The organism is Emticicia aquatilis, from assembly GCF_014644295.1.
GTDB classification, from domain to species: domain Bacteria; phylum Bacteroidota; class Bacteroidia; order Cytophagales; family Spirosomataceae; genus Emticicia; species Emticicia aquatilis.
The window spans coordinates 181,939-196,091 of the sequence record NZ_BMKK01000003.1; the positions used below are offsets into that span (position 1 = coordinate 181,939).

Consider the following 14,153-nt stretch of genomic DNA (forward strand, 5'->3'; position numbering starts at 1 on the left):
AGATGAAAAACTCAAAATTAATCGTTTTCATTCTTCTTTTGTTAGGAGGATTTGCGAAGGCACAGCGACCGCCTGTCATCGTTTCGCCGCAGGTACATGCCGATAAGAGTGTCACGTTTAAGTATTTCTCTAAAACGGCCAAAGAAGTGAAACTTTCGGGAGAATTTTTGAAAGACCCTGTTTCATTGAGCAAAGACACTTCGGGTGTTTGGAGTATTACCGTACCTTCAATTTCGCCAGATATTTATCCCTATAATTTTGTAGTAGATGGTACGGGGGTAGCCGACCCAAACAATACTCGAATCTTTGCCAATGAGCGTTTTAAGCGTAGTATAGTAGATATTCCGGGAGATAAACCATTGATACATTCCTTGCAGAATGTACCACATGGTAAGATTACTTATCAGCTTTACAACTCGAAATCACTGAATACGACACGTCAGCTATTGGTCTATACGCCACCAAATTTTGATGCAAGTGGCAAAACCAAATACCCTGTTTTGTATCTGATTCATGGTGGCTCTGATACCGAAGAAACATGGACAAAAGTAGGAAATGCCAATTTTATAGCCGATAACCTCATTGCTCAAGGTAAAGCCAAACCAATGATTATCGTGATGCCTTACGGCAATGTTCGCCCTGCACCAATGCCTGATTTTACAAAAGATGTGGTCAATGATGTTATACCATTTATTGAGGCCAATTATCCAGTAAAAGCTGGTTCGGAAAACCGTGCCGTGGCTGGATTTTCGGTGGGTGGTGGTCAAACGCTCAATATTGGGTTTACAAACACCGATAAATTTGGCTATATCTGCTCTTATGCACCTTTTACGGCAACCGAAGAATTCAAGAAAAACTTCGATAACTGGACTCCAAATGCTGATGTGATAAATAAGCAAGTCAAATTATTTACCATCAGCGTAGGTACAGACGATTTTCTTTATGAAAGTGTGAAGAAAAACATTGCCATGTTTGAAGAAAAGAAAATCAAGATTAAACCATTAATCGTATCGGGTGGACACACATGGATGAACTGTAAGTTGTTCTTGGCCACATCTTTACAAGAAATTTTCAAATAATTAAATTCAATCCTCAATAAAAATGAAAAATACACTCTATCGAAATTCCTTAGTTGCAGCTTTTTCTATTTGTTTCAGCTTTGCCCAAGCCCAACAACCTGCCATTATCGAAGACTTTAAGCCTTCGGAACTCAATCAACCGCAACAAGAGTATCCAATGGTAAATTCGCAAGGCTACGCACGTTTCAAAATTATCGCCCCTGCTGCCGATAGCGTTCGAGTAAGTCTGGGTCTTGGTGGCCGTGGTGGTACTAAACTCGCCAAAGCCGAAGACGGCTCATGGATGGGAACTACCGAAGGGCCAATGGACGAAGGTTTTCACTACTACAATGTAAGAATTGACGGTGGTAAATTTAATGACCCAGGTACGTTAAACTATTATGGTTCAGTACGTTGGGAAAGTGGCATCGAAATTCCAGCCAAAGACCAAGGTTTTTATGCTCTTAAAAATGTTCCACACGGAAATGTGCAACAAATCTTGTTTCCTTCGCCAAGTACAAATACTTCTCGCCGAGCGTTTGTTTACACGCCTCCAGGCTACGAAAAAGGCAAAGACAAATACCCAGTTTTATACCTACAACATGGTTGGGGCGAAGACGAAACTGCTTGGATGAACCAAGGTCATGCTAATTTGATAATGGATAATTTGATTGCCGACGGGAAAATAAAGCCATTCATTATTGTATGCACCTACGGCATGACCAATGATATTAAGCCGGGTCAAGGGGGAGGATTACGTAGTTTCAAAATAGAACCTTTCCAAACTGTCTTGGTTGATGAATTGATACCTTACGTAGATGCCAATTTCAGAACAATCGCCAAAAAAGAGCAACGTGCTATGGCTGGACTTTCGATGGGGGGATTTGAGACAAAAACTATCTCAATGAATAAAACGGATGTTTTCGATTACTATGGTTTACTGAGTGGTGGAGTATATGCCCCTGCTGATTTTAAAGATAAACCACAACCTAAATTAATTTTCATCAGCTGTGGAAGTAAAGAACGTCCAGATGGTGTAAAAAAAGCGGGTGAGGAATTAAAAGCTGCTGGCTTCAATGCCGTAAGTTATGTTTCGGAAGGTACTGCACACGAATTCCAAACTTGGAGACGTAGCTTGTATCAAATGGCTCCATTATTATTCAAGTAAATCTTCTTTTACACTGGTCGAAACTATATTTTGGCCAGTGTAAAATTCATAGACATTCACTTTACAAATTGCCCTAAAAACGATTTTTTAATACTTGCTTCTGCTGGTTTTTACAATCAGCATTGGTCGAAAACACTCCAAAAACGATGAAATTAAGAATATTTTGTGTAATCTTTCTCTGTATCGGGTATTCTCAACTTGGCTATTCACAGTCAACTAAGATGAAAAAAAATGGTACAGAGAAAGTGATAAAGATAGAAAAAAAAGAATTTGGTACTTTGCCCGATGGCACTAAGGCTGAGCTTTTTACGCTTCGGAATACCAATGGAATGGAAGCTCAGATTACTAATTACGGTGGCATTATTACAAGCTTGACCGCACCTGATAAAAATGGGAAATACGAAAATGTAACACTTGGCTGCGAAACCCTTGATGGTTACCTAAAAGGTGTTCCGTTTTTTGGGGCATTGATTGGAAGATACGGCAACCGAATTGGCAAAGGTAAATTTACACTCGATGGTCAAGAATATACTTTGGCCAAAAACAATGGCCCGAATGCCCTACATGGAGGAAAAAAAGGCTTCGATAAAGTACTTTGGAAAGCTACGGCAATAGATGGCCAAGAGCCACAACTGCAACTGAATTATACCTCAGTTGATGGAGAAGAAGGGTATCCAGGAAACTTGGATGTGGAGGTTATTTACACCCTCAAAAAAGACAATTCATTAAAAATTGAATATAAAGCCAAAACCGATAAGACCACAGTTATAAACCTTACAAATCATACGTATTTCAATCTTACGGGTAATGTAAATAAAGAAATCCTTGACCATGAAGTTACTATCTTGGCCAATAAATTAGTACCTGTTGACAGAACCCTAATTCCAACGGGTGAACTCACGGCGGTTGCAGGTACTCCATTCGATTTCTTGACTGCTCACAAAATTGGCGAGCGAATCAACGATGCCAACGACCCACAAATAAAGTTTGGAAAAGGCTACGACCATTGTTGGGTATTTACTGATTCAAGCAATAAGTTGAAAAATGTCGCCTCGGTTTATGAGGCAACAACTGGCCGAAAAATGGAAGTTTTCACAACCGAACCCGCAATTCAATTTTATTCAGGCAATTTCTTAGATGGCTCAGCCATTACAAAGGGTGGGATTCCTGCGAAATTCCGTACAGGATTTTGCTTAGAAACACAGCATTATCCTGATTCACCGAATAAACCAAGTTTTCCAAGTACAGTTTTAAAACCAGGCGAAACCTATCAGACTACCACAATCTACAAGTTCTCAGTAAAATAATTTTGCTGAAAACTTAGCATCAATTTTTCTCATTTTCCAACTTCTTAAATTTTCATCTATGAGTTTCAGCTTTAAACCCCTGCCGTTGGCAGTGGGCATTGTTATCCTTGTGGGTCTTGGATTACAAGGTTGTTCAGTTCAGTCAGCCAATAAGTCGGGCAATACCGCTAAAAGCGATACTTCACGAACACTTACACCTTACTTTACGGCAGCCACTGCCAAAATTAAAACACCCGATGCCGATGGGTTCTTGCAACGCTGGCTACTTTTAGAGCCAATCGTTAAGCCTAATCGAAGCAATACCGTCTTTACTGATAGCTATTTGCGAAGTGCTTTTGCTACCGAATATTTCCCAAATCAGTTTTCGATACTTCCCAAAAATGGGGATAAAGTAAAGGTTGGAGAGCAACAGTTAACTTGGCATGCTCTCGAAAGTACCACATTCAATACCAAACTCTTTCGCTTCGCCTACGGCTTATATAAACCAGTTTATGGCGTGCTTTTCTGGGCGGTGACAGTGGTAAACTGTCCCGAAGAAATCAAAAATGTAAGAATGGCGGTGGGGTCAAACTCAGCATCAATGTGGTGGCTGAATGGAAAAGAAGCTATTTTACTTTCGGGTGATAGACGTATGGTAATGGATGATTGCGTATCGAACCGCCTAACCCTCAATAAAGGTAAAAATATCATTCGTGGGGCAGTAATTAACGGCCCAGGAATGAGTGATTTTTGTGTTAGATTCCTCGATGAAAAAGGCGAACCAATTAAGAATATCACGATAAGTTATGAATGACTTTAAAGATTCATATTAGAAAAACATTCACAATTTTTTACTTACTGAAAAATGAAATCAAGAATAAAAATATTGGCCGGAATTGTCCTTTTTTCAATAATTTCCACAGAAAAGACTTCGGCTCAGATTGGTAAACCTTTCATTCATGACCCATCTACAATTCTGGAAAGTGATGGCAAATATTATACTTTTGGCACTCGTGGAGGCGGATTAATTTCAGAAGACGGCTGGACTTGGAACCCAGGAGGCGAACGACCAGGAGGAGGTGCAGCACCAGATATGCTCAAAATCGGAGATAGGTATTTGGTTGCTTATGGTGCTACGGGTGGCGGACTCGGAGGTGGCCATAACGGGAGGATTCTGACAATGTGGAATAAAACACTTGACCCAAAATCCCCAGATTTTAAATACACTGAGGCAATCGTAGTGGCATCATCTGATGGCACCGAAGATTGTGATGCCATTGACCCAGGTTTATTGCTTGACCCAACCGATGGCAGATTGTGGTTGTCTTACGGTACTTACTTTGGCTTTATTCGTTTGGTAGAACTCGACCCAAAAACTGGTAAGCGAGTAGAAGGAAACAAGGCTATCAATATTGCAATTGACTGTGAAGCAACGGCTTTGATGTATCGAGATGGTTGGTATTATCTACTCGGCACGCACGGTACCTGCTGCGATGGTGCAAACTCAACTTATAATATAGTGGTGGGGCGTTCGAAGAAAGTAACTGGGCCGTACCTTGACAACATGGGTAGAGATATGCTTAAAGGTGGTGGAAAAATGGTGATGGGTTCAGGTGGTGGTAGAGTAAACGGAGCTGGCCACTTCGGGCATTGGAAACTTGATGATGGTGTAGAAAAAATGTCGTTTCACTACGAGGCAGATTTAGACCAAAGTGGGCGTAGCGTTTTAGCAATTCGTCCGCTGCTTTGGAAAAACGGCTGGCCAGTGGGTGGTGAACTGTTTAGAGAAGGAACTTATCAAATAGAATCAGAACGCCGTGGTTATGGCTTGGAACTGATAGTAGATTTTGTACGTATGGCTGGAGGTTTCCGTGGCCCACGTGACCCTAACGAACCTATCAAGCCTGTTGCTTCGCAAGAACTAAAGGATGTGATTGATACTTGGCCAAAGGGTGATATTGGTGTAAGAGCAGGCGATTATATTGCCAGACCTCACCAAAAATGGACGATTACTGCCGTGCCAGATGGTGGTGGTTACCCTGGTGGAGTTTATTATAAAATTGTGATTGCTGGAACTGATAGAGCATTGGCTGCCACTGCTGACGCTGAAGTAAAAACTGTGCCAGCATTTACTGGGGCTCCCGAGCAACTTTGGAGAATAGACCAACTAATTGATGGTACTTACCGCATAATGCCAAAGGCTGTGCCAGGTACCAACGAAAAATTAGCCTTGATTTCTTCGGGTGATAGCACTCCAACTCTTGGAAAATTTGATATGAACAGCGATAATTCTAAATGGAATTTCAAGGCACATTAATAATATTTTTAATAAGTGAAACGACGTTGGCGATTTCGCCAACGTCGTTTCACTTGTAGATTTAGTAGCTATTTTAATCAAAAGATGATGCTAAGTTTATTAAGATTGTTTATATGGAAGTTGTTGAATTATAAAAAAAACGCTCAAACTTGGCCAATGTCATGTTTGAGCGTTTTTCGTTTGAAGAGGTTGGTAAACCAACTATTATTGTTTTACACGAGTTAGTTTCATTTCACCTCTTTCGTTTTTCGTAACGATTTCGTTTTCATTGATAAGCTCACCTGTGTTATTGATGGTCATCTCATTGAACGAAATAGTATATGAAAATTTCTTTCCCTCAACTTTTCCGTTTTCGATTTTGGTTTCACCAAACTGAGTCTTCCAAGTACCCGTGAGTTTATCTCCTTCTACTTTGAAAGTGTAGTTTATCTCAAATGTACCATTAGGCGTTTCTCTTGTACCTTTCCAGTTTCCATCAATTGGATTTGTTTGGGCAAAAACCGCCGTGCTGCAAATGAAGAATAAGAAAACAAATAGTTTTTTCATAGTTTTTTTTGAATTTTGGTTAAAAAGATAGTGAAAAGAATTAAATAAAATTTTAGTTTTTCAAACCCACAACTTTATAAAAAGCTGGCTTAGGCTGATTATTTCTGTCGAATAATAATGGGTAATTAGTGCGACCTCTCACTGGCCAGTTGTTCAGCCAACTATCGCCATCATTCACACCCCAAAACGTTACTCTCGAAATTTTATCTTTGTGCTTCAAAAACAATTTGAACAACGCTTCGTAGTCATCCGCTAATTGTTTCTGAACTTCTTCGGGCAATCCATTGGTATATGGATTCATTTCTGGACTATTTGCCATTCTTTGACTTACATCAGCTCCTTGAAAATTTCTCTGCAAAACTTCAATATCTAACTCCGTAAACATCACTTTCATCCCCAATGCCGAATATTCGATGATACTCTCTTCAATATCTTTCAAAGGCACTTTCCCAAGATGCCAATGTCCTTGAATCCCCACACCGTCGATTCTGGCACCTGATTCCTTAATCTTCTTGATTATTTTTATGCAACCTGCTCTTTTGGCTGGCTGCTCATTGTTGTAGTCGTTGTAGTAAAGTTCGGTATTGGGAGAAGCCTCTTGCGTTAGTTTAAATGCTTCGGCAATGTAGCCTTCACCCAAGTTTTTCAAGAAAACAGAATTTCTGAGAGTTCCATCTTCATTGAGTGCTTCATTTACAACATCCCATGAGAATACCTTTCCTTTGTAACGTCCAGCCACAGTTTTGATGTGTTCAGTAAAAAATGTGCGGATTGAGTCGCTGCTCTTAATGCCTCTAATAAAGTTTGGTAATTGGCTATGCCATACCAACGTGTGTCCATTGATTTTGATGTTATTCTTCTGTCCATATTCAACCATTTTGTCGGCCAGTTTGAAATCATAAGTATCCCATTTTGGATGAATCAATGCCGATTTCATGATATTTTCGGGAGTTGCTGCATTAAACTGTTGCTTGATTAGGCTGTTTACAGTCGGGTCTTTTTCTTCAATTTGTAAATTATTAAGAGCCGTACCAATCAAAAAGTCTTTCTTAAAAGCATCTTTAAGCGAATTGCTTGCCTTATTTCGTGTAATGAAATTTGAGCAAATAAAAACTACAAAAACCAGGGCAATAACTAAATTTTTTTTCATTTTTTAATGAGATTTAATATACAGTGAAATGGGTGATAATCATAATAAAATCTAACGTTCATGAAGCATAAACGTTAGACTGAAGTGAATCAAAACATATATATGAAACAAAACAAATATTCATTTTATATGATTTTTAACGGTAGTTTTCAAGTAAAATCTTAGAATAGTACTATTAAATGCGATATAGTTTCTAAAAATATCCCGTTAAATACGCTTTTTAATAATCAAAGCTATACTTAAAATTTAGAAATCCAAACAAAAAGTGTCAATTTGACACTAATATTTTTATTTAACATATCGGAAACGTTTTCGACAGATATTTTAACCTCATTTATTTAAGATATTTAAGCATAATTATAGAGTAGTGGAAGGTTTTATTTATGTGAATAATAACTCTTGATTACGTTTTCAATCTTAGTAGAATACAATTATGTAATCTTAGGAATCTGTATTTTCTGATTGTATAACTTCATCAAAAATTAGTATTTAAAGACGCATGAAATCACGATAAATTGCTTCTCAGTTGTAAAAAACGTAAAATTATAGTTAAAAACTCTCTCAGATGAAACAAAATTACTCAACAGGTTCTGTATCTACTACATTACGATTAATCGAAATGTATTCAGATGGTGACAAATTATACTTGGCTTTAAATGCTCGGGCAAAATAATTTGGGTTTGAAAAACCAACCGAATATGCAATTTGCGAAATCTTCATATCGTGCTTTTGCAAAAGAGCAAGTGCTTTTTGTAGCTTCAATGACCTTACGTATTCGACTGGCGTTTCACCAGTTATATTCAATATTTTCATATACAAAGTTCCTCGACTTACATACATTGCTTTACTCAATTGTTCAATCGAAAGATTTGGATTTTCAATATGTTCTTCAACATAACGGGTAAATTTTAATAAGAACTTTTCATCCTCAGATACAACCTCTTTTTCTGGCATTTCGACTTGAATATGCTTGCTGTATGTGTTTTTAAGCATATTATTCAAACTGAGTAAGTTTTCAATCTTGATATTCAGTAAGTGAAAACTAAATGGCTTAGTTAGGTAATCGCTCGCACCAGCCCCCAAACCTTTGAGTTGTTCGGTTTCTTCTGACAGAACCGTCAGCATAATGATTGGAATATGCTTTGTTCGGTTATCATTTTTGATTTTTCTGACCATCTCGACACCATCAATTACTGGCATATTGACATCGCTGATGATTAGTTGCGGGTGATTGGCCAGAGCTTTTTGCCAACCCTGACGGCCATCGGCTGCTTCAATAACTTTATATTTATTTTTTAAACTCTGTACCAAATAAGCCCGTAAGTCGTCGTCGTCATCGACAATTAAAACGATTGGCTTTTCTAATTTTTTTGGTTCTTTCTTAGTTTGAACCTGTGGTTCGTCTAAAACTTCATTTTTCAGTATAATAGGCTGGGTTTCTTGGAAGGCAATAGGAGATAGGGGCAGGGTAACAATAAATGCACTTCCTACGCCTTTTTCGCTTTCTACTTTTATTGTTCCTCCGTGTAATTTAACAAATTCTTGTGCTATTGATAGGCCAATACCGCTGCCTTGATTCAGAATGTCTGAGTTGTCGTTTGCTTGAAAGAAACGCTCAAAAATCTTATCTGTTAGTTCGGCAGGAAGCCCAATGCCAGTATCACGCAGAATCATTTTTATACCTGATGCTCCATCTGCAGTAATCTGAAGGCTTATGTTTCCGCCATCATTCGTGAATTTGATGGCATTTGAGAGCAGATTTATAAGTATTCGTTCAATTTTATCTTTATCAAAACTTGTGTTATAACTACTAAATCCACTCACAAAATGCAGAGAAATATTTTTACGAACGGCTATGTATTTGAAAGAATCTACGATTTCTTGAATGAAAGTGACTAAATCGCCCTCAGTCTTGTGTAGTGTCAATTCATTATCTTCTATTTTTCTAAAATCAAGTAGCTGATTAACCAAATTCAGGAGCCTTTTGGCGTTTCTGCTTACAAGGTTGAGTAACTCTAATCTTTCGGGACTACTCTCTTGAGACATTAAATTTTCGATTGGATTTAAAACAAGCGTGAGTGGGGTTTTTAACTCATGACTTAGATTTGTCAAGAATTTAATTTTCACTTTCTCAAGTTCCATCTTTTGCTCTGCATCGTGTCGTTCTTTTTCGATTATGTGCTTCATCTCTAATCGTTCCTGAGTACGCATAAATTCTCTCTTTAATTTTTGAATAGAACTTCTACGAATGGCCCATATAGCCAAAAGAATTAGAATGAAATAAAAGAAATAGGCATAGTAAGTACGCCAAAAGGGAGGTTTAACGGTTATATTGATAATTTTTTCGGGAGTTTCCCAAGAGCCATCTTCGCTGTATGCTTTTAGTCTGAATACATAATTACCAGGGTCAAGATTTGTGTAAACGGCCGTGTTTATTATACCAACTTTGTTCCATTCTTTATCAAAACCATCAAGTTTGTAAGCATAGCGATTCTCGTGGGGAACAGTGTAATTGAGTGCGATAAAGTCGATAGAAAAATTTTGTTTGTAACTCAAAATCATCTCTTTGGCGGTTGATATATGCTCAGTTATTTCGGCATTTTCGGCAGGATTTACTTGTTTATTATTGATTTTTAGACTTGTGGTTACTAAAGTCGGAATATTTTTCTTCTGAAAGATATTCGATGATTTAAAGTAATTGAACCCATCGAGTCCTCCAAAAAATATTGTTTTATCAGTAGTAATAATTCCCGAACCAATATTAAAAGTACTTTGCTGAACGCCATTGTAATGTGTAAAATTTCGGAAAACCTTTTTATTGTAATCAAACGAACTTATACCCTTATTGGTACTTACCCAAAGCTTGCCGCTTTCGTCTTCTAAAATTTTATACAATACATCATTCGATAAAGCATAGTTTTCATCAAATTGCTCAAAAGATTTGGTATTGGGTTTATATAAGCATAGCCCACCGCCTAACGAACCAACCCAAACTTTGCCAGTATAGTCACAAAATATTGTCTGAACTCTATCCATCGGCAAACCACTATTTCCATGGTTTAGTACCTGAAAACGATTTTCATTCGGAAAATAGATGGCTATACCTGTACCGTTTGAGCCAAACCACAAATTACCTGACTTATCTTGTTCGATGGTAGTAATGAAGTTATTTAAGGGGATTTTTTGAACAGAATTTATGCCAAAAAGAACCTCACTTCCTTCTATTTGATTAGTGGCGGGATTATAGCAATAAATCCCATTGCCATTGGTACCAATCCATACTTTGCCATTTCTATCGGCTTTTAAACAGTTGATAGTAAAGTCTTTGGATTCACTCTTGTTTTTTGAGAGTTGGAAATACGTTGAAACACCAGTACTCAGATTTAAGTTATATAGGCCTGCTTGATAAGTACCAATCCAAAGCGTATTTTTAGTGGTTTCGAGAGCGATGATGGATGGATTATTTGGCAGTTTTTGGTTTAGCTTAAAAGGTTTGATTTGCCCGGTTTTTCTATTAAAAATATTCAACCCTGTTCCTTCAGTTCCAATAAATATATCGCCCGAAGGGCTTTCTGCGAAGGCCATTATTGAGCTTCCTGTGAGGCCATTAGGGTCGAATTGTTTGAATTGTCTGTGATTGAAAAAAGCTAAATTCGTATCGTATTTATTGACACCTCCTTGATGAATTGCCACCCAGTAAATTCCAGCATCATCAATATAAATATCTCTGACCGAACGCCCAATAATACTTGGAGTAAACCCTGTTTGCTCAACCAATGAGCTTTTGACTCTGGTAACTTTTGCAGTATTCGGATTAAAAATATCGAGATTGCTCTCAGTTCCGACCCAAAGTTGGCCGTCTTTATCAAATGCTAATTTATAAATTTGATTGTTCGAAAGAGTACTAATATCATTGACATCGGATTTATATGAAGTAAAGCTATTGCTCGTGCCATTCATCACATTTATTCCACATTTACTTGTTCCAATCCAAATCTTGCCACTTTTATCTTCGGTTATGCAAGAAATTTGATTGCAAGAAACAGCATCTTTACGAGTAGCATCACTCAAAAATCTTATGAATTTTTCATTTTTTTTGTCAAAAAGGTGAAGACCATTGTCGGTGCCTATCCAAATATTTTTCCGACTATCTTCAAAAATGTATCTTATGATATTAGAATTTAGCGTTGCTGGGTTGTGTATATCAGTCTTAAAAGATTTTACATTTTTAGTGAGTGGGTCAAAAACGAATAGACCGGCATAGGTACCAACCCAGATTTTTCCTGAGTGGTCGGCACAAAGACTTATAATCCAGCCGAGATTTGAGAAATCGTAATTGATGAAAGAATCTAAGTTGAGGTTATAAACCGACAGCGTGAGATTAGTAGCCAGCCAAATTTTACCCGACTTATCTTGTGTCATTGCAATAACTGGGCCTCTTCCTATACTTGTGCTATCGCTGTCTTTGTGATGATAAGTTGTGAAATTTTGGCCGTCAAATTTATTGAGTCCATCTTCAGTACCAAACCACATAAATCCATTTTTATCTTTGAGTATAGCATTGACGGAGTTTGAAGAAAGCCCATTTTTACTACTAAAGTTTATGAATTTAAATTCTTTTTGCTGCCCATAAATCAATTGAGCAGTACCAAAAAAAATAATTATGAAGTATAGTTTTCTCATTTTATGGATTTTAGCCGACTGATTATTTCTCTAAAGAATCAAAATTATCATTACGATAATGGTGTCACAAATAAATTATACCATTGTTCAATATTAGTATATGAAATCTCACTTTTATAGCTTCTTGTTTATGATTAGAGCAAATGTTGTTAAGGGTTCATGGAAAGAATCCCCCATCATTCGTTGAATGTGGGGGATTTGGTGTTTTTAGTGGCGATGATTTTCCGAAATATTACTTCAAGTTTGCCTTAATAGATTCAGCAACGTATGAATAAGCTAATTTTCTAACATATTGTTGATTCCAAAGGCCAACTGGCTCGTCAGCTCTCCAACTTGAATTGGCAGGACTATCCAACGGACTCCAAATAGTGATGCCGTATCGTTGAGCGGCAGGAACAATCTCAAAGTATTTATCAATCACATATTTATACATTTCGGCTTGTGCCTTGTACTGGTCTTGAGTAGCTGCTGCTGTTTTTACGCTTCCCAAACCAATATCCATTTCCGAAATCTTAATCAGTTTGCCAGTTGCTGCCAATAATTTAAACATTTCGGCAATTTTGGTTTTATCAGATTTGATATCAATGTGCATTTGAGTGCCAATACCATCTACTTTTGCACCTTTACTTTCGATGTATTTTACGTATTCGATGAGTCCTTTGCATTTATCCAGACTATACTCTAAGTTATAATCATTGATAAAAAGGATATCGTTGGCATTTCCGTATTTTCTGGCCATTTGGAAAGCCATTACACCATAATCTTTACCCAAATAATCTTGCCAGTAAAACTCATCAGCTTTGAGAGTTCGGCCTACGCCCGTTTTGAGTTCGTAAGGTTTTCCATCGTCCATTGGTTCGTTTACTACGTCCCATGCTGTTACATAAGGCTTACTTACCGACAACATTCCAGACATCCATTTATCCAAGGAATTAGTAATGAGTGTCTTTTTTACTTCAGGAGATTTTTCTTTTGTTTGAATACTTCCCGTAGCATTATATTTTGTAAGCGTGATGTTATCGAAGTAGTAACTTGTGGCTGTTTTGCCAAGATTAAAAGCAATTGCACCACAAGTAGCCATATCGGCCGTAACAGTAATTTCTTTGGTATAAGTTGTCCAAGTTGGAGTTGCTGCAATAGTTCCGAAGAAATCCCAGTGTTTGTATGCACCTGGTGTTACGTGTGCCTGAGTTGGATACGATGCGTCAACATCAGCCTTCACGTCCATTTTAAGTGTATATTTTTCGCCTAAAACAGCCGCTGGAGCAAATTTTATAAAGAGTTGGGCTTCCCAATCGTTGGCACGAACACTTGCATTCGTTATTTTCAAGGCTCTGCCAACTCCATTGGCACCACCACCAATTGCGGTATATGATGTTACGGCATTGGCATTGGCTTCAAAGTTAGTGGTAGTATTGCCTTCAAAATCATTCGAAGTGATTACATCCCAGCCTGGGCCAGTTGATGACAAAACATCGGGTGCAATGACACTTCTTAGATAGGTGGCATTTTGGTTGGCGTGCCAACAAAGCGTATGTCCATAAACTGATACACCTGAGGTTTTGGCATTTTCAAGTAATTTTGAGACATTATCAAGTGCCAGATTTCCGTTCGATTGTACTACGCCACCGTGCTTCATTTCATAGCCGAGTACGATTTCATCGAAATTTTTATTGGCCAGTCGGTACATTACGCCCTTGTTGTTATAGTCGGCCAACGAAAGTGCCGCTCCCAACTTAAAGTTCGGGTGTGCCGCACGATTAATGTAAGATTTTAGTGCAGGATAGCTATCAATCTCTTCTTGCATTGCTACACTGTTGGGTTTCGGAACAGTGTATTGCAATGGCTCCATTTTGGCACACGAAGCCGCTAAAATGACGGTTAGTCCGAGTGTTAATTTATATAATTTGTTCATAAAATAATAATTCTTTTAGTAAATGAAACA

Annotated in this window: 9 protein-coding genes; 5 read left to right on the plus strand and 4 right to left on the minus strand. The window is 37.9% G+C overall.

Annotated elements, in window-relative coordinates:
* The first annotated feature begins 2 nt into the window (after positions 1–2).
* The 5 genes from IEX65_RS08080 (at position 3) to IEX65_RS08100 (ending at position 5,829) form a co-directional block, all read left to right on the plus strand.
* On the plus strand, positions 3–1,079 hold the full coding sequence (locus IEX65_RS08080; RefSeq protein ID WP_188765536.1) for an esterase: 1,077 nt from the start codon (positions 3–5) through the stop codon (positions 1,077–1,079).
* Between the two features lie 22 nt (positions 1,080–1,101).
* Positions 1,102–2,226: an alpha/beta hydrolase-fold protein gene (locus IEX65_RS08085; RefSeq protein ID WP_188765537.1), complete on the plus strand. Its 1,125-nt coding sequence runs from the start codon at positions 1,102–1,104 to the stop codon at positions 2,224–2,226.
* Positions 2,227–2,372: 146 nt separating this feature from the next.
* Positions 2,373–3,533, plus strand: coding sequence for an aldose epimerase family protein (locus IEX65_RS08090; protein ID WP_188765538.1), 1,161 nt, complete (start codon positions 2,373–2,375; stop codon positions 3,531–3,533).
* 58 nt (positions 3,534–3,591) lie between these two features.
* Positions 3,592–4,326, plus strand: coding sequence for an acetylxylan esterase (locus IEX65_RS08095; protein WP_188765539.1), 735 nt, complete (start codon positions 3,592–3,594; stop codon positions 4,324–4,326).
* A 51-nt stretch (positions 4,327–4,377) separates the two neighbouring features.
* Positions 4,378–5,829, plus strand: coding sequence for a family 43 glycosylhydrolase (locus IEX65_RS08100; RefSeq protein WP_188765540.1), 1,452 nt, complete (start codon positions 4,378–4,380; stop codon positions 5,827–5,829).
* A 204-nt stretch (positions 5,830–6,033) separates the two neighbouring features.
* Here the strand turns inward: IEX65_RS08100 and IEX65_RS08105 are convergent, their stop codons facing one another.
* The 4 genes from IEX65_RS08105 to IEX65_RS08120 all read right to left on the minus strand — a co-directional run bounded on the left by IEX65_RS08105 (position 6,034) and on the right by IEX65_RS08120 (position 14,123).
* Complete coding sequence (locus IEX65_RS08105) at positions 6,034–6,375, minus strand: hypothetical protein (protein ID WP_188765541.1); 342 nt, start codon at positions 6,373–6,375, stop codon at positions 6,034–6,036.
* Positions 6,376–6,427: 52 nt separating this feature from the next.
* A complete protein-coding gene (locus IEX65_RS08110) occupies positions 6,428–7,525 on the minus strand; it encodes an endo-1,4-beta-xylanase (protein ID WP_188765542.1) in 1,098 nt (365 codons plus the stop codon).
* Positions 7,526–8,101: 576 nt separating this feature from the next.
* Positions 8,102–12,208: a hybrid sensor histidine kinase/response regulator transcription factor gene (locus IEX65_RS08115; protein WP_188765543.1), complete on the minus strand. Its 4,107-nt coding sequence runs from the start codon at positions 12,206–12,208 to the stop codon at positions 8,102–8,104.
* 232 nt (positions 12,209–12,440) lie between these two features.
* Positions 12,441–14,123 (minus strand): endo-1,4-beta-xylanase, encoded by a 1,683-nt coding sequence (locus IEX65_RS08120; RefSeq protein ID WP_188765544.1) that lies wholly within the window; start codon positions 14,121–14,123, stop codon positions 12,441–12,443.
* Positions 14,124–14,153 lie beyond the last annotated feature (30 nt).

Bases quoted from the DNA above. Each gene is read 5' to 3' on its own strand.
- IEX65_RS08080 (WP_188765536.1), top strand. From the start codon at position 3: ATGAAAAACTCAAAATTAATCGTTTTCATTCTTCTTTTGTTAGGAGGA.
- IEX65_RS08085 (WP_188765537.1), top strand. From the start codon at position 1,102: ATGAAAAATACACTCTATCGAAATTCCTTAGTTGCAGCTTTTTCTATT.
- IEX65_RS08090 (WP_188765538.1), top strand. From the start codon at position 2,373: ATGAAATTAAGAATATTTTGTGTAATCTTTCTCTGTATCGGGTATTCT.
- IEX65_RS08095 (WP_188765539.1), top strand. From the start codon at position 3,592: ATGAGTTTCAGCTTTAAACCCCTGCCGTTGGCAGTGGGCATTGTTATC.
- IEX65_RS08100 (WP_188765540.1), top strand. From the start codon at position 4,378: ATGAAATCAAGAATAAAAATATTGGCCGGAATTGTCCTTTTTTCAATA.
- IEX65_RS08105 (WP_188765541.1), bottom strand. From the start codon at position 6,375: ATGAAAAAACTATTTGTTTTCTTATTCTTCATTTGCAGCACGGCGGTT.
- IEX65_RS08110 (WP_188765542.1), bottom strand. From the start codon at position 7,525: ATGAAAAAAAATTTAGTTATTGCCCTGGTTTTTGTAGTTTTTATTTGC.
- IEX65_RS08115 (WP_188765543.1), bottom strand. From the start codon at position 12,208: ATGAGAAAACTATACTTCATAATTATTTTTTTTGGTACTGCTCAATTG.
- IEX65_RS08120 (WP_188765544.1), bottom strand. From the start codon at position 14,123: ATGAACAAATTATATAAATTAACACTCGGACTAACCGTCATTTTAGCG.